This is a genomic window from Flavobacteriales bacterium (genome assembly GCA_020635795.1).
GTDB lineage: Bacteria > Bacteroidota > Bacteroidia > Flavobacteriales_E > Vicingaceae > Vicingus.
Genome location: JACJZD010000005.1, coordinates 73,456 through 96,015 on the forward strand (window position 1 = coordinate 73,456; position 22,560 = coordinate 96,015).

At 33.7% G+C, this 22,560-nt stretch carries 16 protein-coding genes; 9 read left to right on the forward strand and 7 right to left on the reverse strand.

Going from position 1 to position 22,560, the window contains the following annotated elements; genetic code table 11:
• Positions 1-5: 5 nt before the first annotated feature.
• The 7 genes from H6589_11460 (at position 6) to H6589_11490 (ending at position 8,218) form a co-directional block, all read left to right on the forward strand.
• Entirely contained in the window at positions 6-1,031 is a 1,026-nt protein-coding gene (locus H6589_11460) for a hypothetical protein (protein MCB9175215.1), read from the forward strand.
• A gap of 42 nt (positions 1,032-1,073) precedes the next feature.
• Entirely contained in the window at positions 1,074-1,610 is a 537-nt protein-coding gene (locus H6589_11465) for a 3-hydroxyanthranilate 3,4-dioxygenase (GenBank protein ID MCB9175216.1), read from the forward strand.
• Between the two features lie 61 nt (positions 1,611-1,671).
• Positions 1,672-2,034: a four helix bundle protein gene (locus H6589_11470; GenBank protein MCB9175217.1), complete on the forward strand. Its 363-nt coding sequence runs from the start codon at positions 1,672-1,674 to the stop codon at positions 2,032-2,034.
• Positions 2,031-3,110, forward strand: a complete 1,080-nt coding sequence (locus tag H6589_11475) for an amidohydrolase family protein (protein ID MCB9175218.1) — start codon at positions 2,031-2,033, stop codon at positions 3,108-3,110. The genes H6589_11470 and H6589_11475 overlap by 4 nt, the downstream gene beginning before the upstream one ends.
• Positions 3,111-3,581: 471 nt before the next feature.
• On the forward strand, positions 3,582-3,824 hold the full coding sequence (locus tag H6589_11480) for a hypothetical protein (protein MCB9175219.1): 243 nt from the start codon (positions 3,582-3,584) through the stop codon (positions 3,822-3,824).
• Positions 3,821-4,270, forward strand: coding sequence for a PIN domain-containing protein (locus H6589_11485; GenBank protein ID MCB9175220.1), 450 nt, complete (start codon positions 3,821-3,823; stop codon positions 4,268-4,270). Before H6589_11480 ends, H6589_11485 begins: the two co-directional genes overlap by 4 nt.
• 93 nt (positions 4,271-4,363) lie before the next feature.
• Positions 4,364-8,218: a gliding motility-associated C-terminal domain-containing protein gene (locus H6589_11490; protein ID MCB9175221.1), complete on the forward strand. Its 3,855-nt coding sequence runs from the start codon at positions 4,364-4,366 to the stop codon at positions 8,216-8,218.
• On the opposite strand, the gene H6589_11495 is transcribed toward H6589_11490, so the two are convergent.
• A complete protein-coding gene (locus H6589_11495; protein MCB9175222.1) occupies positions 8,207-9,496 on the reverse strand; it encodes a hypothetical protein in 1,290 nt (429 codons plus the stop codon). The two genes, H6589_11490 and H6589_11495, sit on opposite strands and share 12 nt — an antisense overlap.
• A gap of 194 nt (positions 9,497-9,690) precedes the next feature.
• Here H6589_11495 and H6589_11500 point away from each other — a divergent pair, with 194 nt between their 5' ends.
• Positions 9,691-10,842, forward strand: coding sequence for a hypothetical protein (locus H6589_11500; protein ID MCB9175223.1), 1,152 nt, complete (start codon positions 9,691-9,693; stop codon positions 10,840-10,842).
• Here the strand turns inward: H6589_11500 and lepA are convergent, their stop codons facing one another.
• Entirely contained in the window at positions 10,843-12,636 is a 1,794-nt protein-coding gene (gene lepA / locus H6589_11505; protein ID MCB9175224.1) for an elongation factor 4, read from the reverse strand. It lies immediately after the preceding gene.
• Between the two features lie 160 nt (positions 12,637-12,796).
• On the opposite strand from lepA, the gene metF reads away from it, so the two are divergent.
• Complete coding sequence (gene metF / locus H6589_11510; protein MCB9175225.1) at positions 12,797-13,750, forward strand: methylenetetrahydrofolate reductase [NAD(P)H]; 954 nt, start codon at positions 12,797-12,799, stop codon at positions 13,748-13,750.
• Positions 13,751-13,789: 39 nt separating this feature from the next.
• On the opposite strand, the gene H6589_11515 is transcribed toward metF, so the two are convergent.
• The 5 genes from H6589_11515 to pbpC all read right to left on the reverse strand — a co-directional run bounded on the left by H6589_11515 (position 13,790) and on the right by pbpC (position 22,560).
• Complete coding sequence (locus H6589_11515; protein MCB9175226.1) at positions 13,790-14,599, reverse strand: hypothetical protein; 810 nt, start codon at positions 14,597-14,599, stop codon at positions 13,790-13,792.
• 111 nt (positions 14,600-14,710) lie between these two features.
• A complete protein-coding gene (locus tag H6589_11520) occupies positions 14,711-16,036 on the reverse strand; it encodes a tetratricopeptide repeat protein (GenBank protein ID MCB9175227.1) in 1,326 nt (441 codons plus the stop codon).
• Positions 16,037-16,248: 212 nt separating this feature from the next.
• Complete coding sequence (locus tag H6589_11525; GenBank protein ID MCB9175228.1) at positions 16,249-17,871, reverse strand: tetratricopeptide repeat protein; 1,623 nt, start codon at positions 17,869-17,871, stop codon at positions 16,249-16,251.
• Complete coding sequence (locus H6589_11530; GenBank protein ID MCB9175229.1) at positions 17,868-20,174, reverse strand: tetratricopeptide repeat protein; 2,307 nt, start codon at positions 20,172-20,174, stop codon at positions 17,868-17,870. The genes H6589_11525 and H6589_11530 overlap by 4 nt, the downstream gene beginning before the upstream one ends.
• A 58-nt stretch (positions 20,175-20,232) precedes the next feature.
• A complete protein-coding gene (pbpC, locus tag H6589_11535) occupies positions 20,233-22,560 on the reverse strand; it encodes a penicillin-binding protein 1C (protein MCB9175230.1) in 2,328 nt (775 codons plus the stop codon).

Below are 22,560 nucleotides of genomic sequence, written 5' to 3' on the forward strand. Positions count from 1 at the left end.
AAAAAATGAAATTTAATCAAATTGAGTACAAAAAGCCCTTTTTTAAAATCAATAATGAGCTCAACGAGTATTTGATTAAATATTCAAGAAGTATTGAAATTCCTATTCAATACGAAGATTTATTGCGTTACAGTAGTTTGGTTCCTTTAGACGATAAAAATGGAAATCCAACTTTATGGAATGCGGTGGTTTACAGCCCTACTGAACTCGATTTTTTATCGGCTGGTTTGGTAGATATTTATCGTTTGTTAATCTCTGATGGAAGTAAATTAGCTTATCTAGCTGTTGATAGTATTGATTTTTGCTCTTACGGAAACTCTAAACCTTTTCGGATTAAAATAAAAAATCAAATCAACGACAATTACGATTATTATTACATCAAACGAGCAGATTCATCAAGGGTTTATGGATTGGAATTGGAACACTATTTTTCGCCCAATAAAATCAATTACATTTATTATAAAGATACCTTGGTAGAGGAACATATTATTGGTATTCCTGGCGACCAGTTTATACAAGAAGTTGAAGCAGATAAAAGAGATTTTAACAAGGTGCGTTTGGCAAAGGAATTTGTAAAATTTAACGAACGTTGTTTTGTCCGTTTGCTGGGCGATATGCGAGCTTATAATTTTGTAGTTGTGGTAACCCAAGATTTTGACCAAATTCAATACAGAATTCGTGCTATAGATTTCGACCAACAAAGCTTTGAAGGTAGAAGTAGAATTTACCTGCCACAATTTTACAAAGACAATATCTTTTTTGTAAATCTTACGCAAAGTACCATGTCGTTAGAAACCGCAGAACAATATTTAATTGAGGAACAAGCCTTATTGAAAAAAAGATATTTGAATGAAAAATACCAGATTGATTACTTGATTAGGGTGTTGAAAAACGACCAAATTTCTTTTCCAGAACACATTAATAATTTAAAAGCCGAATTGAACAAATTTCACCGTCAACCTAATTTTTTAGATTGTAAAAACATGGGTGAAATTTTAGAATTAAATATAAAAACCAGGCTTCAACTTTAAAAAGTTCAAATAAACAGTTACTTTAGTGTAAAATAAACAACCATGGAAACAAGAAGACCTTTTAATTTAAATAAGTGGATAGAAGACAATAAAGACAAGCTTAAACCACCTGTTGCAAACAAAAATTTATACGATGAATCAGGCGATTATATTGTGATGATTGTTGGTGGTCCAAATGCTAGAAAGGATTATCACTTTAATGAAACCGAAGAATTGTTTTATCAGCTAAAAGGAGATATTGAAGTTACCATACAAGAGAATGGAAAAGCAGTAAAAATTCCAATAAAAGAAGGAGACATGTTTTTGTTACCAGCAAATATTCCTCATTCACCAGTTCGTTCGGAAGGCTCTATTGGATTAGTGATTGAACGTAAACGAAAAGGCACCAACCTTAAAGATGGTTTAATGTGGTTTTGCGACAAATGCAATCATAAATTGTACGAAGAACGTTTTACGCTCGATGACATTGAAAGAGGGTTTTTACCAACATTTAAACGTTTTTATAACTCGCAAGATTTAAGAACTTGTGATAAGTGTGGACACGAAATGGAGTCTGACCCTAGGTTTACTGATATGTAATTGAGTGATGGGTTTTGGGTGATGAGTGGTGAGTGATGGGTGTGGGGTTAATTATTATAAAATGAGTGACGAGAAGAACTATAAAAATTTAGATGTTTGGAAAGAAGCTAGAAAGCTTGTTCCACTAATTTATACACTTACCAAAGAATTTCCTGAGGACGAAAAATTTGGACTAACAAGCCAAATTAAACGAGCAGCAATTTCTGTTCCTTCTAACATAGCTGAAGGATTGGGCAGAAATTCAAGCAAAGAAACTCGCCAGTTTTTTTTCATTGCAAAGGGCTCTTTGTACGAAATAGAAACACAACTTTATTTAGCCTTAGATTTGGGTTTTATAAAAGAAGATAAATCCGAACACATTTTTAATCAAATTACTAGCGTTCGAAAATTAATAATAGGTTTTATAAAATATTTGGATAAATGACAAAACCCACCACTCACCACTCACCACTCACTACCCATCACACACCACCCTCCACTCGCCGTATTAACGGTCACGGACACATCTTACCCGAACCCAACCAAATTCCTCAGTTTATGAAGGACAAGAAGTTGTTTTGGATTGATGACGACAAAAAATTTATGCGACAAGGCAATTGGAGCAGACCCATTACCGACCCCAGCTTTTTTTTAAGTGAAAAATTGGCTTGGATGGACAAAAACAAAATTGACCACGGTGTAATGTTAAACCTTTCGCAGGTGTATTGCAACGGTTGGGATAAACAAGATGCCATTGATGCCATTCGTTGGCAAAACGATTTTAATGCTTCTGTTCAGCACCAAAACCCTGATAAATTTACTTGTGGTTTTGTAGTACAACCTTTGTATTTAGATGAAGCCTTAAAAGAAATGGAGCGTTGTGTTACCAAACTAAACATGAAGTTGTTGTGTTTGCCAACCCATTTTTTAAATGCCAAAAACGAATGGGTTTCGGTGGCTGATGAAAGTTGTTTTCCTATTTACGAATTGGCAAATAAATACAACTTAGCTGTTGAAATTCACCCATACGATGGAGAAAAAATGGTAGCATTGAACGATGAATTTTGGCGTTTTCATTTGGTTTGGATGATGGCTCAAAGTGCAGACACTTTACATTTGTTTACATTGAAAAACATCCCAAACTTATACCCGAATATGCGTACTTGTTTTGCACACGGCTGTATGTTAGGGCAAGCCAATTACGGACGAAGAGTACAAGGTTTTGAGGGTAGACCCGATTTGTTTAAAGATACCGTTAGTCCAAAAACTACGTTGGGACACCTCAATTTATTTTTCGACACTTTGGTACACGACCCATATACTTTACAACTGCTAAAACACCGCGTTGGTGTACCACAAATTATTGCTGGTTTAGACGACCCTTACCCATTGGGAGAAATGGAATCGGTACCCGATTCTTACCCAGGAAAAGTAATTGACGATGCAGTAAAACTGAACATAATTACCAACCAAGATGCCAGCCAAATATGGAACCAAAATGTGTTAAAGTGGTTGGGGTAGTTTTTAATTATATTTGAATAAATATTAATACATGAAACTGATCATAAAAATTCTCTTGATAATATTTCTTTTTTCTCTCGGTATCTTTGGTTATTTTCAACTTCAGGACGCAATTTCAAAATCATCATATGAATTAACTCAAGCACAAGGTATGTTTCCAGACGAACCATTTCGCATGGACATCCACACTCATTACATAAGAAAGATTCTTTTATATTGGACCATCACTTTACTCGGTCCTCTTTTCGGGACAGTATTTCTCATTACACTGCGAAGACACCACAAAGCAGCTACCTAATAACCGCAACTAAGCTCCAAAACCGTTAATTCCTTAACAACAACCCTCAATTATTGCAAAATTTAGTATTTCCTTAGTAATAGTCTTACTTTTCTCTCCGTTATTAAAAACATACTATTTTGTTTGCTTTGTACGTGTATAATATTTATATTTGTACGTAAATAAATTATATTATGGATACAAAATTGACATTGAAGCTAGACAAGCATATTATTGAAAGTGCAAAGAAGTATGCGAGTGAGAAGAAGATTAGTCTTTCCAAAATGATTGAAACATATCTTAAATCAATTACTAAAGAAAGTACGGAAAAGATAGAGATTACTCCTCTTGTTGAAAGTTTATCGGGAGTAATAAAGCCTACTAACAATGAATACAAGAAAGATTATACCGACTATTTAAATGAAAAATATAAATGAAAAAATTACTAGTCGATACCAATATTATAATTGATTTATTAGCTAAAAGAGAAGAGTTTTACGAGCCATCTGCACAACTTTTTTCACTTGCTGACCAAAAAAAAGTAGAGTTATACGCTTGTGCGTTAACTTTTGCAAATGCTCATTATATTTTGAATAGACAGTTAGAAGAACGCAAAGTGCGAGAGGTTTTAAGAAAGCTAAAGGTTCTTGTAAACGTAATAAGCATGGATTCTAAAATCATTGATCTTGCGCTTAATTCTGACTTTAAAGATTTTGAAGACGCCATTCAATACTATGCCGCTATTGAATCTGAAGTTGATATAATCATTACAAGAAATTTGAAAGATTTTAAAAAATCAGAGTTACCTGTAATGACAGGACATCAATTTCTAAAAATGAATAAAGGCGAACAAAACACTAATACAGCTTCACAAAACCGTTAATTCCTTAACAACAACCCTCAATTATTGCAAAATTTTGTAAAAACACAACTTTATTAAAAAGTTTCTTACCTTAGTAGGTTATAAATCAAGTAATTGAGGTTTTTAATTTACATAATTGCGTTTTTACTGGTGCAAAATGCCTTTGCACAGCACTCCCATGTTGAGTTTAAAGAAAACAAGGGGCAGTGGGAAAGTAATATTTTGTACAAAGCAAAACTCCCTGCTGGTCAACTGTATTTAGAGCAAAACAAGCTTACTTACCAATTTTATAACGAGAAAGATATTATCCGAATTGGCGATTTACATCACGGTTGGATAAAAAATCCACAACCGTCTGATTCCATTATTAATTTACATGCCTTTGAGGTAGTGTTTGTCAATGCCTTAGCAGCTCAAACCATTGCTCAACACCCTTGCTCCGATTACGAAAATTATTTTATTGGAAACGACTCCTCAAAATGGGCGAGCAATGTAAAAAAATACCAAGATGTAACCTACCAAAAATTGTACAGCGGTATCGATTTAAAATTTTATAGCGCTGATGATAACAACTTGAAATACGACTTTATTGTTGCACCAAATACCGACCCCAATCAAATACAATTGCAATACAATGGAGTAAATTCAATTGCTCTAGATAAAGGCTCGTTGGTTATTGAAACATCCGTTAACAAACTAGTTGAACAAAAACCCTACGCCTACCAAATCATTAATGGTAAACAAAAAGAGGTAAAATGTAATTTTAAGTTAACCAACAATGTGCTGAGTTTTGATTTCCCGAGAGGCTACAACAAATCAATTCCGTTAATTATCGACCCAGCCTTAATTTTTGCCAGCTATTCGGGTGCAACTATCGATAATTGGGGTTATACTTCTACATTCGACGAAGATGGGAATTTGTTTGGAGGTGGCGTTGCCTTTGGGTTGGGCTATCCTACAACCGTTGGAGCATTTCAAATTATTTACAATGGGGGTTATTGCGATATAAGCATCTCTAAATTTAATCCTTACGGAACTAACCTTATCTACTCTACTTACATTGGAGGGGCAAGCAACGATTATCCTCACAGTTTAATTGTAAACCATAACAACGAATTATTGGTGTTTGGAACAACAAAATCCATCAATTTTCCGATGGCTGGAGGAGGGTATGATCCAACTCAAAATGGTGGTTACGATATTTTTGTAGCAAAATTTAACCCCTTAGGAACAACCTTGCTAGCATCAACTTATGTTGGTGGAGCTGCCGATGATGGTCAAAACCGAGGAAATCCATTAAAATACAATTACGCCGATGATTACCGAGGTGAAATTGTGGTGGATGAAAACGACAATGTTTTTGTGGCAAGCACAACGTATTCAGTAAATTTTCCTACAACAGCGGGCGTTTTTGGTCCAAGTTACATACCCGGAGATGGCGGTCAAAATGCTTGTGTTTTAAAGCTGTCGCCAAACCTAACCAATTTAATATGGAGTTCTTATTTTGGTGGAAACATGGGTGATGCTGCTTACTCATTACAATTTGATGAACTAGGAAATATTTTATTTACTGGAGGAACAAAAAGTCCAGATTTACCTATTTCTCCCACTGCCTTTAAACAAACTTTAGGAGGTGTTATGGATGGCTATATTACCAAAATAACCCCCGATGCAACAACTATTTTGGCCTGTACTTATATTGGAACGGACTCGCTAGACCAAAGTTTCTTTGTTCAACTGGATACAGCTAACAATGTTTATGTGTTAGGGCAAACCGAAGGCTTGTATCCAATATTTCCTTCAACGGTTTATAGTGATACCAATAGCGGTCAGTTTTTACACAAACTCACTCCTAACTTAGATGCTACCATTTTTTCTACAGTTTTTGGTTCTAGTTCGGGTCATATCGATATTTCTCCTTCTGCATTTTTAGTAAATGAGTGCAACTACATTTTGGTGTCAGGTTGGGGTGGAAATTTAAATGATTTTTATGGATTAAATCCATACAGTACAACCATTGGGTTGCCAGTTACTTCAAATGCAGAGCAATCTACCACCGATGGTCAAGATTATTATTTAGCCATGTTTGCAGAAAATGCCGATTCGTTAATTTATGCTACTTTTTTTGGCGGCAACAACAGTCGAGACCATGTTGATGGCGGCACAAGTCGTTTCGATAAAAAAGGAATGGTTTACCAAGCTGTATGTGCTTCTTGTGGTGTTGCAACCAACGATTTTCCTACAACGCCTGGAGTTTGGTCAAATACCGATAACAGTACCAACTGTAACATTGGTGTTTTCAAACTCGATTTAACCAAATTATCGGCAATAGCTGATGTTTATACTACCCCATACTATTGTGTGGGAGAAACGGTTCATTTCCAAAATTTAAGTGTGGGTGGTATAAGTTATTTTTGGGATTTTGCGGACGGCAATACTTCAACAGACTTTGAACCTTATCACGTTTTTGATACAGCAGGAACTTATCACGTAATGTTAGCTGTTCTCGATTCAGTATCGTGTATTGTAGTTGACACCGATTATGTATACGTATATATTGCTCCTTTACCACACTTTCAAATAGATACTGTTCCAGGTATTTGTCGTGGAGATAGTGTTCAACTACAAGTTATTGGTGGTGATACTATTAAATGGTTAACTACTACCAATATTTCTGATACCACCGTAGCAAATCCTTTTGTTTGGCCAACAGCATCAACGGTTTATTCTGTTTATGTTATTGGAGAATGTGGAACAGATACCTTAACGGCTTATGTCGAGGTTTTTCAACCCAATATTAATGTATTGCCCGATATTACAGTATGTAGGGGGCTATCTGCTGAACTTGCTGCTTACGGAGGCAAAGGTTATGTCTGGTCGCCCAATGCAACATTAGACATTGATACCATACCAAATCCTACCGCAACACCATATTACACCACTACATATGATGTAAAAATTACTGATATAAATGAATGTGTTTGGGATACTTTTATGACTGTAATTGTAGATACTGTTTTAGCCCAAGCCAATGTTTCTAACGATACTACTATCTGTTTTGGAGATAGTATTGCTATTAGTGTTTCCGGAGGCGAAACTTACGCATGGTCGCCAGGCAATTTAACAAATAACCCCACTTCTTCTACCCCAATTGTTTTTCCAACACAAACAACCAATTTTATTGTAACCTCATCTAATGCTTGTAGTAATGCAACAGATACCGTGTTAGTTACAGTTATAAACATGAATGCTCAAATTGTTGACGACACCTTGGTTTGTCCTGGAGATGAAGCCAATTTATGGGTAACAGGAGGAAATAGTTATTGGTGGGAGCCAAATGGTTTGGTTAGTAACCCAACAAACAATGTTATTTCTCCTACCGTTTACGTTCCAACATTATTTACAGTTTCTGTCTCTGATACATCCAACTGTAATTTACAGTTGAGTGTTTTTGTTGATACCTTACCTCTCCCTCAATTACTTTTAGAAGAATTGATTGAAGCTCCTTGGGGAAATAATGTACAACTAAACCCAATAACCAATGCTAATTCGTTTTTGTGGGCTCCTGCTGATGGCTTAAGTTGCACCACATGCTTAAACCCTTCAGCTACTTACAGTACATCATCCACATATTCACTAACTGTAACGTCGAATGATGGTTGTAAATTAACCAAATGGGTAGAAATTAAGTTTGATGGAATACTTCATGTTCCTAATTCGTTTACTCCAAATGGCGATGGAATTAATGACATTTTTTATGCTTATGGAGCTAATATTATAATGTTTGAAATGATGATTTTCGACCGTTGGGGAGAGAAACTTTTCTTTACCGACAACCTTGATGAGGGATGGGATGGCACTTATAAAGGTGATTTGGCCAAAACCGAAACGTACGTTTGGAAAATAAAATACAAAGATGTACTAGGAAACCCTGGCGATTTAATTGGAACAGTTACCCTACTCCGTTAATTTTTTTGTTTTTCCAAAAAGTTCTAATAAAAACAACACCAATAAAAGTGAGAATTCTACGGGCATAATCCAATAGTTATGCTCTAAACTTTGAGTAAATATTGGGTAGTTGATAAAGGCTATCAACGACCAAATTATAGCAAAATGATACTCTTGAATAATGGCGCTAAACAAAATTAACAGAACAAAATAATGGGGTTTAATATTAAAACTCAACAATACAACACTAGTAACACAAAACATCATTCCTTTAATTACCGAAATCCAATCGTTAGCTCGAGATATAGAAATACTAAACAATGCCACCAAAAACAAGGTTGGTATAATAATGTGAGATTTTCCTGTAAACCAATCAAAAACATTGGCTAAACCAAAATTAATTGGTGAACTGGATATGTTACTTTTTAAGTTTTCCAATAATAGTTCGAAAATTCCCTCTTGGTAAAATGGTAAAGAACATACAATTAACATGATTGAAATGAACACTACAAATACCATAGACCGTACTAATCCAATTTTTTTAAAAATAAGTGGCAACAACAATATGGTAAAAATGCTACTAACTGATGAAACAGCTATAAAAATTAACGAATGAATCCATTTGTTTTGAATTAAGTAATAAAGCCCTACAACAAACAAACACAGCATTACCCCAATAAAACTAATGTTTGCCATTAAGCCAATTATTACCAGAGGGTTTAATGCATACACTAACACCCCATTGTAAGATAAGTTTAATTTATCCAACAATTTGACTAAAAATTTAAACAAAACAAAATCGGCAATTAAAATTGGGATTCGAAGTATTATTAAACCGATAATTGGGTTTATTTCAATAAAGTAAGCTGGAATTACCTTTGCATATTGTACCAACGGAAATGCTAATGAATATTTGTGGTTAGTTATTAATTCGCTAAAAAAATCGCCAAATAATGAGCCATCTATTGGCGTTTGGTTCGACAAAATTTCGGCGGGCTGATATAAGTACGGGTTAATACCGTTTAACATTAATTTTCCATCAAACAAAAATCGAATGTAATCGCTTGAAAGTATGGGTATTGAAAATAAAAATACCACCCTAAAAATCATGGAGAACCACAACAATGCACTCACTTCGTTTTTATCTTGTGTAAACCCAATTAAATAAAAATAAATAGCAAACGCAACGCCAAGTACAATGGTGGTATTAAATACGTCTCTTGGTTTAATAATGTACCCAAAAACACCATAACTAATTAAAAGCAAAAAAACCAAGATGTATTTTACAGGTGAGAGCATTTACGATTTTAAATATTTTGTGAAATACCACATTATTAATTTTAGTTTCAATTGTTCATGAAAAACATTATCAACAGAACTGTTAACACAGGTAATACTTTGATAAGTGAAAATAAATTGCTTCGTCCAATTGAATTTTTTTACTTTTGGAACACTATTTGAAATGTTTGTTAAACATCAATAAATTTAAAATTATGAGAACATTACTTCTTTTTATTTTTGCCTCCACTCTTTTATTTGCTTGTAAATCATCATCTAAACAGCTAGAAAAAGGTGATTATGACGCCGCGATGGAAACCTCAGCTAAAAAAATTAAAAAAGACCCTAGTAAGTTTGAAGAAGTTGATGTGTTTAACGATGCGTACAGGATGGCGTATTTAAAAGACAACACCGAAGTACAGCGTTTAAAAAAAGCTGGCGACCCTGCCAATTGGTCGAAAATCTATACCATTTATGTTCGAATGAACAGAAGACAAGAGTTAGCTCAAACCTTACCTCCGGTAGGTATCAACTACGAGCAACAAGATTTTATCTCAGAAATAGATAACGCAAAAATAAAAGCTACCGAATATGCTTATGCCAAAGGAATAGAGTTGTTAGGAAAAAACGATAAATTAGCTGCTAGAGATGCTTATGCTCGATTTAACGAAGCAAAATCCTACACGCCAAACTTTAGAGATGTAGATGAAAAAATTGCTGAATCGCGTTTTAAAGGAACTACCAATGTGTTTTTTACTATTGAAGACAAATCGCAAACCGTTGTGCCTAAAACGCTAATGGATGATTTACAAGCTATTAATGTTGATGATTTAGATCAAGATTGGATTAATTACGACAACAGTATTGATAGCACCAGAATTTATCACTACTCCATTATTTTAAGCATGACTCAAATTGTTGTATCTCCAGAGGAAGTGAAAGAAAAAATAGACCAAGAAAGTAAACAAGTAGAAGATGGTTTTGATTATGTTTTAGATGCCAATGGAAATGTTAAAAAGGATAGTTTAGGTAATGACATTAAAATTCCTAAATACAAAACCATTTACTGTGCTATAAAACGTGTTCAACAACGTAAGTCGGCACGTATTTCGGGAAACATTAATTACTACGATAATATGGCTAACAAATTAATGAAGGCAGAACCAATAACTTCAGATGCTTTTTTTGAAAACTTTTATGCCAATGCCAATGGTGACATAAATGCACTAAGTCCTGCAAGTGTTAAAGATTTACAGAGTCAGCCTGTCCCATTCCCTCCTAGCCCAGATTTAATCATGCAGGCTGGAGATGTGCTCAAAGGAATGACCAAAGATATAATTGTAAAGAATAAAGGTTATTTGAAGTAGCTACTCGTTTAATTTAAGAACAGCTAAAAATGCTTTAGGCGGAACCTCAACACTTCCAATCTGCTTCATTTTCTTCTTTCCTTCTTTTTGCTTTTCCAATAATTTACGCTTACGTGAAATATCACCACCATAACACTTGGCTGTTACATCTTTACGCAAAGCTGAAAGCGATTCACGAGAAATAATTTTAGAACCAATTGCCGCTTGTATAGCAATATTAAACTGTTGACGAGGAATTAAATCTCTTAATTTTTTACAAATCTTTTTACCTAAATCGTATGCGTTGTCTTTATGAACTAAAGCCGACAAAGCATCAACTGGGTCACCATTTAACATGATGTCCATTTTAACCAATTTCGATTCTCTAAACCCTATTGGGTGATAATCGAATGAAGCATATCCTTTTGAAATGGATTTTAATCTGTCGTAAAAATCAAAAACAATCTCAGCTAACGGAACATTAAAGCTCAATTCTACTCTATCAGTAGTTAAATACACTTGATTAGAGAGTTCTCCTCTTTTTTCAATACAAAGCGACATGATTTGTCCGACATAATCAGATTTTGTAATAATTGTTGCCTTGATATATGGTTCTTCTATTCGGTCAATTCTACTTGGGTCAGGAAAATCGGTAGGATTATTCAAAACAATGTGTTTTTCTCTGTTGCTAGTTAAATAGCAATGGTAAGAAACGTTAGGTACAGTGGTAATAACAGTCATGTCGAACTCACGTTCTAAACGCTCTTGGATAATTTCCATGTGCAACATGCCCAAAAATCCGCAACGGAAACCAAAACCTAATGCAGCTGACGACTCTGGCTCAAAAGTTAACGAAGCATCGTTTAACTGAAGTTTTTCCATGGCATCTCTCAACTCTTCAAATTCATCCGTATCAACGGGGTAAATACCTGCAAAAACCATGGGTTTAACATCTTCAAAACCTTGAATTGCAGGAGCAGGACGTGCAACAGTTGTTATTGTATCTCCAACTTTTACCTCTTTAGCTACTTTTATTCCAGAAATAATGTACCCAACATCGCCTGTTTTAATAACAGGTTTTGGTACTTGCTTTAATTTTAAGGTACCTATTTCATCGGCATGATATTCCTTGCCTGTAGCAATAAATTTTACTTTTTCACCTTTTCTAATTTCTCCGTTAATTACCTTAAAATAAGCATTAATGCCTCGGTACGAATCAAAAACAGAATCGAAAATTAAAGCTTGAAACGGTGCGTCTGGATCGCCTTCAGGCTGAGGTATTCTTTCTACCACTGCTCTTAAAATTTCATCAACACCCAAACCTGTTTTACCACTTGCAGAAATAATTTCTTCTCGTTTACAACCTATTAAGTCAACAATTTGGTCTTTTACTTCCTCTGGCATTGCACTATCTAAATCCATTTTATTTAAAACAGGGATAATTTCCAAATCGTTCTCGATAGCCAAATATAAATTAGAAATGGTTTGTGCTTGAATTCCTTGTGTTGCATCAACAATTAACAACGCTCCTTCGCATGAAGCGATTGAACGAGAAACTTCGTATGAAAAATCAACATGACCAGGAGTGTCAATCAAATTCAACACATACTCCTGTCCTTCGTACATGTATTCCATTTGTATCGCATGGCTCTTAATGGTAATCCCTCTCTCCCGCTCCAAATCCATATCGTCAAGTGTCTGCTCTTGCATTTCTCTTTCTGTTATAGCGCCTGTTGCTTGTAATAATCTATCCGCCAAGGTGCTTTTACCGTGATCGATGTGTGCTATAATACAAAAGTTACGTAAGTGTTTCATGTTCTTTATTTTCGAACGACAAAATTACATTATTTACGCTATGTTCAGTTAAATTATTTTGATGAATAATTGCACTTATTTTTATTTTACAATAAAATTTTATTTTGTGTATTACATCTCATTCGTACATTTGCCGAATTAAATTTTTAAAATCGCTTTAATGAAAGTTACCGATCATCTAAAAAAGGCAAAAAAACCGTTGATTTCGTTCGAAATTTTACCTCCATTAAAAGGTAAAGGAATTCAATCTATATATGATGGTATTGACCCCTTGATGGAATTTAAACCTTCGTTTATTAATGTAACTTACCATAGAGAAGAATTTATTTACAAAAAAAGAGAGAAGGGTTATTTAGAAAAGTTCTCTATAAAAAAACGACCAGGAACAGTTGGTATTTGTGCTGCAATCATGAACAAATATCAAATTGATGCCATTCCACACATTATATGTGGTGGTTTTAGTAAAGAAGAAACCGAAAACGCTCTAATCGACTTAAATTTTTTAGGAATTGATAATGTGCTAGCTTTAAGAGGGGACCCTATTAAAACAGAATCGGCATTTGTTCCTGAACCTAATGGACATGCTTATGCGGTTGATTTGGTTAAACAAATTGATGGCTTAAACAAGGGTGTTTATTTTGATGAAGACTTACAAAATCCTACTCCAACTGATTTTTGTATTGGTGTAGCCGGTTATCCAGAAAAACATTTTGAATCGCCTAACTTAAAAAACGATTTAAAACATTTAAAAAGTAAAGTGGATGCTGGAGCATCGTATATCATAACTCAATTGTTTTACGACAACGAAAAGTTTAAAGCGTTTGTAAAAACTTGTCGTGACATGGGTATTGACGTGCCAATTATTCCAGGATTAAAACCAATAACCAATAAGAGTCAACTACAAATGTTGCCAAAGTTTTTTCATATCGATTTACCAACCGATTTGGTGGATGCTATTGAAAAATGTAAAAATGATGATGCTGTGAAACAAGTGGGTATTGAGTGGGCTATTCAACAATCAAAAGATTTACTCGATTTTGGTGTTCCTTGTATTCATTACTACACCATGGGAAAATCGGTTTCGACAAGAGAAATTATCAAAAATGTTTATTAGTAAAAAAGGGAAGGTAAAACCTTCCCTTTTTTACTGTTTTTAATATTCTTGGTAGGTAATATACGTTGTTCTATTTTCTGAAGAATCAAAAATAGTTGCTAACCTTCCATTTGAATAAGTAAAAGCTCTATTTACAAAAACAGTCGTTGGTGACGCTGTCAAATATGCACTCATTAAATTGTTTTGACAAAACATTAATGTGAAATCATCTGTTTCTACGTTGTGCCCATAATATGGGTTTGCATAAGTATCGTAGGTTGCAGTAGCATTTCCATAGCCTGTCAAATCTAAACTAGTAATATTGTTTCCAGTAAATACAATGTTTGACAAATCATCTGGTCCGCCATTTGAATTTGAACTTCCTGAAGAATAAACGAGTATTTGTGAATTTACTTTATTATTTAAATATGTAAATGTTCTCGTTCTAGTATATGGTCCATTATCATTTGTTCCAACCTCAACGACAGAAATAAGTTGATTACTGCCATTGTAAGTATAAGTTTTTGACTCTTGAACAGTTGGGTTTCCAATTATATATTGCTCTACTTTTGAGACTTTGTTATTAGTATTATAATATACCGTATCATAATGGGTATTGGTTGAAATTGTACCCCATCTGTAGTATATTTTTTCAACTTTTTTACTTGAATTATACTCAAAGGTTCTAACCCTAGTATCATTCGCATTTGAACTATTATAAACACTGTCTTTATATATTAAAAAAGTGCCAGAAGGTGTTCCTCCACCACCTCCACCACCAGATGTTGTTGGGGTTGGTGTAGAATTATCTTTTGAACACGAAGCGAAAATTAGCCCAATAATTAGGGCTGGAAACATTAATTTTTTCATAGTAGTAATTTTATACAGTTTAAGTTGACTAAAGCTAAACAATAATCTTTTATTACTACATGATTCTAATCATATTTGAATTACACCAGCACCTATATTAAAGACAGCCTATTAATTATTTTTTAATCGTTTAATATTGCGTTCAATATATTTTTGTGAAGTCAATAAAGCATCTTGTATTCTCTTTGAGTAGCGGATACTCGCTATTATTTCTTCGTTTTTTTCCTCGAGCAACAGATGCGCCTTTTCAACTGTTGTTTTTTGTTCCTCAATAATGGATTTTTGTTTTTTTGTTACTTGTAACCGATTAAAAACAAAAACCAAGAAAAGAATTACCAACATCAAACCTAAAGCAATTGAATAAATAATAACCTTTTGTTTGGATTTTGCTTCTTGTTCTACGGCTAATTGTTTTTCATGTTCGGCATCTTTTAATACTTGTCGTTTTTCATAATCATATTTGGCTTGTTGCTGTACAGAGGCTTTCATGTTATTTTCAGAAAGTATACTATCGCGCATTTGTATTTCTAAATTACGCATTTCAAGCGCCGATTTAAAATTGCCTTTTTTGGCGTAAACCTTGGATAAAAGCCCTGCGGTACGCTCAATTTGATCTGGATAACCCAATTCAAGAGATAGTTGGAGTCCTTTCTCTCCCATTTTTTTTGCATTAACAATATCTCCTACATCTAAATACAGCCCTCCAATGTTAGCAAATGAAGTAGTCAAACCAAGTTTATCGCTAATTTCTTTGCGTATTTTCAAACTATTATAATAACACTCCATAGCCAAGGAAATATCGCCCATATTATAATAAATTAATCCCATATTATTTAATGAAGTAGCCATGCCTTTTTTATCACCTATTTCTTCACGTATTTTCAAGCTTTTTTTATAATACTCTAATGCAAGAACACTATCATTTTTATTGCTATAAACACCAGCAATATTGTTCAAACAAGTAGCAACTCCTTTTTTATCACCAACTCCTTCACGTATTTTCAAACTTTTGTTATAATACTCCAAGGCAAGTTCGACATCGCCTTGGTTGTGATAAATATATCCTATATTGTTTAATGAAGAGGCAACTCCTTTTTTATCGTTAAGCTCATTTTCTAACTTCATACATTTGTGGTAGTATGCTAATGCAAGAGGGACATCACCTTGATTATCATAAATATTACCTAAATTATTATATGCTGCAGCAATCCCTTTCTTATCTTTCAGTTCTTCAACAATTTTCAGGCTCTTTAGATAATACTTCAATGCAAGATCTATGTCGCCCTGATACATATAGATATATCCAAAATTGTTCAACGCAGCAGCACGCGCTATTTTTAAACTGTTTAAAGTTGGAGTTGGTGGATTAAGAGAAATTGATTTTTCAATGAGTTTTAATTGAAAATTAAGGTATTTACTCCATGAATTATCAATCATGTTTTCGCATATTACGTCTAATGCATTAATTTTGATAGTATCAAGATTAGTTGAATGGTAAACTCGTAAACAACTATCCAATAGAATTTTATCTTCTTCAGTTAGTTTATTCAAATCTAAACTATCTACCAAATAGAATTTTTTGTCTGCAAAATTTTGTGCTATTCCATTAAAAAAGAGCCACAAACAAAATAATATGAAAACCCATTTTTTCAATTTTTACTAACCGATTTTAACCGTTTAATATTGCGTTCAATATATTTTTGAGGGGTTAATAAGGCATCTTGAATTCGTTTTGCATATCGAATACTAGCAATTATTTCTGCATTTTTGCTCTCTAATAATTGATGTGCTTTTTCTACCACTTCTTTTTGTTTTTCAACCTCAATTTTTTGTAATTCAATGATTTGTTTTTGTTTTTGTGTTATCTTAAATCGATTGTAAATGAACCCTGAAAAAATTAACACTAGAAACAACCCTCCGAATAATGCATATTGTTGATTTCTCTTTGCTTTTAATTGGGCTTTTTGTTTTTCAATTTCTGCTGTTTTTATTTGTTTCTCTTTTGCATATGAAACACTATCAGCCGCAGCCTTTTTATCATAACTATACTTATATTCTTGCCTAATCAGTTCTTTTTGATTTTCTTGTCTTTCAATACTGTCGTTCATCTCAACATATAATTCAAACATCTTTAATGCTTGACTTGTATTTCCTAATGATTTGTAACTTTCATAAAGAGCATTTGAAGCATCTCTAATTTCAACTATTCCTTCTATTTCTTTAGCTATTGTTAAAGCTTTGTTACCATACTCAATTGATTTGTTGAATTGACGAGTTAATTGGTAAACATCTCCAATGTTATTATAAGAAGATGCTAGCCCTTGCTTATCTCCAATTGCAATTTTTATTTCAACACTTTTAGAGTAGTACTCTAATGCATTTGTATAGTTTTTTAGATTTTTATACACTATTCCAATATTATTGTAAGAATTTGCTACACCATATTTGTCTCCTATTTTTTCTTTGATTTTCAAACTTTTGTGGTGATACTCTAAAGCTTTATCATATTCTTTTTTATCGTCATACAAATTGCCAATGTTTTGAAAAACTCCTGCTACACCATATTGTTCGTTAACTTCTTCATAAATGATAATACTTTTTGTATAATATTCTAAAGCTCTGTCTAAATCTTGCTGAAAATAATATAATGAACCAATGTTGTTTAACGTTTTAGCCATTCCAGGCTTATCTTTTAATTCTTCTTTTATTTGTAAACTATGTGTGTAGTTTTTAATAGCTAAAGCTACATCGCCTTTATCCTGATAGATTTGACCGATATTATTAAAAGAACTAGCCTCGCCTTTTAAATCGCCTATTTCTCTCTTTATTGCAAGGCTTTGAAGATTGTACTTTATTGCAAGAGCAAAGTCTCCTTTTTCCTTATAAACTAAAGCAATATTGTTCAAATTATTTGCAGCACCTTGCTTATTATTTATTTTTTGATCTATAACTAAACTTTGGTTGTAGTAAAATAATGCCGAATCAAATTCTGAAACAAAATATTTCGATACACCAATAGTATAAAATGCTGCAGAAACATGTTTTTTTAATCCTTTTGGTTTAGCAAAATTTAATTGTAATTGAGCATAATAGTAGCAGCTATCAGGGTCAGTAAACATAAATATATCACGAGATACTTTTTCTAAAGCAATTAATCTAGAGGTATCTTGTACGCTCTTGTTGTTCCAAATCGCCATCAAACTATCTTGGTTAATTTGGGCGTTTAACGTAGCTGTGCTTAATAAAATAAATGTATAAATTATTCTTTTCATGTTCTTACCCCAATTACACATACATCATCAATTTGTTCTAAATTCCCTTTCCAATCTTCAAATTGCATATCAATGAGTTGTTTTTGCTTAGATAATGGATTTTCTTGAACGGATAATAACAACTGTTTAAACGATTTTAGTTTAAACTTTTTTCCTTTTTCACCACCAAATTGATCAGCATAGCCATCAGAAAAGGTATATACCGTGTCTCCTTTTTGCAGTTTTACCTGTTGAGATGAAAACGGTCTCATTTCTCCTTGAAACAACCCTACTGGTTGCTTGTCAGGCTTGTATTCAATTAAACAATGTTTGTATTCGGGTAAACTAAAGATGTTAACATTTTCAGACTCTTGTTCTAAGTTATTATCTATTAATCTAACAATCCATAAAGGATTGTTTGCTCCTGAAAAAGTTAATACATTGCTATTTTTGTCCCAAGCACAAAGAGCTAAATCCATCCCGTCTTTTTGCTGTGCATCAACTCCTTTCTGCTCTAATGCTTTAATTATTTTACTTCTTAATTTATCAAGAATTTCTGATGGGTTGGTTATTCCATTCTCCACCACTATTTCGTTAAAAAAACTAATTCCTAACATACTCATAAATGCCCCAGGAACACCATGTCCTGTACAATCTGCTGCTACCCAAATAGCTAAATTATTATCGGTTTGAAAAGCCCAGAAAAAATCTCCACTAACCACGTCTTTAGGCTTCAATAACACAAAATGTTCTTTAGAAATTTGTTCCCAATAGTTATCACTCGTTAAAAGAGCTGTTTGAATTCGTTTGGCATAACTTATACTATCGGTTATTTCTTGGTGTTGTTCTTCAACAATCTCTTTCTGCTTGGTTATCTCTTCATTTTTTTGAGTAAGCAATTGGTTTGTTTTTTTTCGTTGTTGATTGTTTCTAAATATTACTATAGCAAAAACCAATAATATCAACCCAACTATTAACGAGCCATAAAGCTGAATTGATTTACGTTTACTTTCTTCGCTAGCTTTTTCTAGTTTTACATCTTTTAAGGCGTTAGTTTTATTCAACAGTGCTATTTCTTGCTCTTTCCGTTCGCTTTGGAATTTCTTTTCCAACTCATTTATCATTTCAGTGTTTTCTTTATTGGTAACACTGTCGTTTAATGCCATAAAACGCGATTGATGAAAATAAGCTTTTTCAAAATTTTTAACACTTCCAAAAGCAATAGACAAGCCTTCGTGAGCTTTTATAATATAATCCATATAACCTGTGTTTTCAGCATTTTGCAATGCTTCATTAAACAGGTTTATTGCTTTTTGATGTTGACCTTTTTTATTATAGATTTTGGCTGCAGCAATTTGAGACACTGCTATTTTACCTAAGCTGCCAATTTCCTTTTTAATAGCAATGGATTTTAGTGCATACTCCAATGCTTTGTCATCTTCATTTGTTAACTCATGATTGACACTTAAATTGTTATAACATTGTGCAATCAAAGGTTTATCATTTATTTCTTCAAAAATTTTCAAGGCTTCAAAAAAACTTTTACGAGCTTCAATGAATCTCTCCATATAATCGTAAGCTGTTCCTTCACTTGTTAACGCCACACCATAAAGAGTTTTATTGTTTACAGCTTTAGCTAATTTTTTTTGACGTTGATAAACCTTAAGTGCTTCATTGTAATTTTTCTGCCCTATATAAATTAACCCAATGTTTGAAATGGTTCCAATAATCATGTTGGTATCTCTAGCATTTTCATAAATGGTTAACGCCTTAATATACAATTTGGTAGCCTCAATTGGCTTCCCTAAAATATCATACATAATTCCTGTATTGTTAAACGATTGCCCAGCTCCTATACTATCTCCAATCTCTATCTTAATTTCTCCTGCTTTCTCAAAATTTTCACGAGCAACATCATAATCTCCAGCATAATAATAAGCTACACCTATGTCGTTGTAAGCTTCACTCATTCCTTTTTTATCCTTATGTATTTTATGTATTTCAAAGGCTTTTTTATAATAATCGGCAGCTAAAGCATAATCATCATTAGCTTGTGCGGTAAGTGCATATTCTCTGTGTGTTTCAGCTATAAATTGATAATTATCTGATTGCTTAGCAGCATCAATAGCTTTTTGGTTATAGTATAAGGCTGAGTCTTTATTTGTTTTTCGATAACATAGTGCCAATTGCTCATAAGCAACAATTTTTACTGTATCTACTTTTGTTGTTTTAACTAGATGTAGTAGGCTATCAACAGAATTACTACCATAAAAGCAGTTGTTCACCACAATAATCAATACAACGAACGAGATAATTTTCTTCATGATAACTTATATTCTACCCAATTTTACTGAAAATTATAGCATAAATTAACTTTTGTCCTTATTTCCCTACAAATTCAATCTGTTTTTCTATCATATTACCTTCATCATCGGTCAAGGTAATTTTATGAAATCCAGCGGTGGTTAAAATCTCTTTTTGATGCATTCGTTGTGTCATACCCAAATATTCTTGGTCTAAATACCAATGAATTTCTGCCGATGCTCTGCTGTGAGCCACTTCAAAAATTGTTTTACTTAATGTGCCGTCAAGGTTTTTTGGGACAAATATTTTCAAGCCTTCTTTTGGATAAATTATAGCCATAACCTTCTCGGCAGCACCCAAACAATTGGGATGGATTGAAGGCAAGCTTTTGTATGTTGGGTTTTTAGTTTTGTAATACCATTCCTGCACCGTTGGTAAAACAAACCAATTAACCTCTTTCATTTCTGCAACATTATAGCAGCTACTGTTTACCCTAAATTGTTCGGTTTTGTCTAAATGTATTTTTCTATGAAACGGGCAATTTGGAAAATCTAATCCTCGAGGTGCAACTTTAATAAGACTAGTTTTAGTACAATTTAATGATGCTCTATAACCACTTATTAAACAAGTGTTCGCCGTAACCATTTCGTCTATTGGCTCATCAAACCAAGAAGTTTCTGGTAAATAATTAAACGTATTAAACATCATTGGAGCTGCCACTTGAATTCCTGTTAAGCCGGGACGACCTTCACCATCGGCATTTCCAGCCCAAACACCAACAATGTATTCGGGTGTTACCCCAACCGCCAAAGCATCTCGCTGACCAAAACTGGTTCCAGTTTTCCATGCTATTTTTCGTGCCGATTCAAAAACTTTCCAAGCACCTTCTTCGTTTGGTCGATTCACTTCTGTTAAAATTTCAAAGGTTTGGTATATCGATGCTCTAGAAAAGTGTTGGATTTGTTTTTCATCAACAACCTGCTTTTTAGCATATTGAAGCGATTGTAATTGTTGTCCATTTAACTTTTGAGCTAAAAAATAATATCCTCGGCACAACTCCCACAGCGATGTTTCAGCTCCTCCTAAAATTAACGACAAGCCATAATGATTAGCGCCTTTATTAATCGAGTTCAATTCTAGTTCTTGAAGGTTTTTGTAAAATTGTGCCAAGCCAAAATCTTGAAGCATTTTTACCGCCGGGATGTTCAACGATCGTGTTAATGCATTACTCGCTGGAACTGCTCCATCAAAACTTTTATCAAAATTTTGAGGTGCGTACCCCGAAATTCTTGTTGGAATATCTTCTACCAAAGCATGAGGTAAAATCATTCCTTCTTCTAACATAGATGCAAATAAAAAAGGTTTTAAGGTGCTACCTGTGCTTCTTTTCGAGGTAATAATATCCACCTTGCTTCCGCTTTCTTCTTCTGGGCAATTGGTGTTTCCAACATAAGCCAACACTTTTCCAGTTTTAACATCTAAAACCAAAATTGCTGCATTATGTACTTCATTTTGAGCCAAACTGTTGTGGTATCTATCGATTAACGCATTTAATTTGGTTTGTAAAGATTTGTTTATGGTCGATGTTACACGTTGTCCATCAAAATCTTCATTGACCATTCTATCCAGTAAATGAGGGGTAATTTGAGGTAAAGGGAAGGGTTTGTTTGGAAGAGGCTCTACTTTTGCAAGCATAGCATCTTCTAGGGTCAACACTCCTTTTACTTGAAGTTTGTCTAACAACTTGTTTCTTTTTACAAGCAGTTTTTCTTGATTTTTTCCTGGATAAATTAACGATGGTGCATTGGGCAAAACCGCTAAAGTAGCCACTTCTCCCCATGAAAGTAAATGTGCCGAGCGACCATAATACCGCCATGAAGCTGCTTCCAATCCTACTACATTTCCGCCAAAAGGAGCATGTGAAGCATACAAATTTAAAATCTCTTGTTTGCTATAACTCAATTCAAGTCGCGTGGCTAAAATAACTTCAATCAGTTTTTCGAAGTAGCTTCTTTTTTTTCCTTTTCGTGAAAGTCTTATTAATTGCATTGTAATAGTGCTACCACCACTTATTACTTTGCTAGATGAAAAATTTTGTTTGAATGCTCTAAACAGTGAAACAGGGTTTACGCCTAAATGGTAATCAAAATATTCATCTTCAAAATATTTAACTGCAACTGCATATTTTTGAGGAATGGAATCTGATTCTGGAAAGCGCCATTGCCCATCTTTTGAAATTTTAGCTGCTAATAAAACACCATTTTCATCTTCTAAAATGGTAGAATTGGGGTCATTAAATAATTTAGATGGCAGTGATAACCAAAACCAAAAAAACAGCAATAAAAAAAGGAGAAGATAGTATTTTCTTCTCCCTTTAATGAATGATTTGAGTTTTGATTTCAGCAT

Coding starts and splice junctions, on each gene's coding strand:
- H6589_11460 (MCB9175215.1), top strand. CDS start 6: ATGAAATTTAATCAAATTGAGTACAAAAAGCCCTTTTTTAAAATCAAT.
- H6589_11465 (MCB9175216.1), top strand. CDS start 1,074: ATGGAAACAAGAAGACCTTTTAATTTAAATAAGTGGATAGAAGACAAT.
- H6589_11470 (MCB9175217.1), top strand. CDS start 1,672: ATGAGTGACGAGAAGAACTATAAAAATTTAGATGTTTGGAAAGAAGCT.
- H6589_11475 (MCB9175218.1), top strand. CDS start 2,031: ATGACAAAACCCACCACTCACCACTCACCACTCACTACCCATCACACA.
- H6589_11480 (MCB9175219.1), top strand. CDS start 3,582: ATGGATACAAAATTGACATTGAAGCTAGACAAGCATATTATTGAAAGT.
- H6589_11485 (MCB9175220.1), top strand. CDS start 3,821: ATGAAAAAATTACTAGTCGATACCAATATTATAATTGATTTATTAGCT.
- H6589_11495 (MCB9175222.1), bottom strand. CDS start 9,496: ATGCTCTCACCTGTAAAATACATCTTGGTTTTTTTGCTTTTAATTAGT.
- H6589_11500 (MCB9175223.1), top strand. CDS start 9,691: ATGAGAACATTACTTCTTTTTATTTTTGCCTCCACTCTTTTATTTGCT.
- lepA (MCB9175224.1), bottom strand. CDS start 12,636: ATGAAACACTTACGTAACTTTTGTATTATAGCACACATCGATCACGGT.
- metF (MCB9175225.1), top strand. CDS start 12,797: ATGAAAGTTACCGATCATCTAAAAAAGGCAAAAAAACCGTTGATTTCG.
- H6589_11515 (MCB9175226.1), bottom strand. CDS start 14,599: ATGAAAAAATTAATGTTTCCAGCCCTAATTATTGGGCTAATTTTCGCT.
- H6589_11520 (MCB9175227.1), bottom strand. CDS start 16,036: ATGATTGATAATTCATGGAGTAAATACCTTAATTTTCAATTAAAACTC.
- H6589_11525 (MCB9175228.1), bottom strand. CDS start 17,871: ATGAAAAGAATAATTTATACATTTATTTTATTAAGCACAGCTACGTTA.
- H6589_11530 (MCB9175229.1), bottom strand. CDS start 20,174: ATGAAGAAAATTATCTCGTTCGTTGTATTGATTATTGTGGTGAACAAC.
- pbpC (MCB9175230.1), bottom strand. CDS start 22,560: ATGCTGAAATCAAAACTCAAATCATTCATTAAAGGGAGAAGAAAATAC.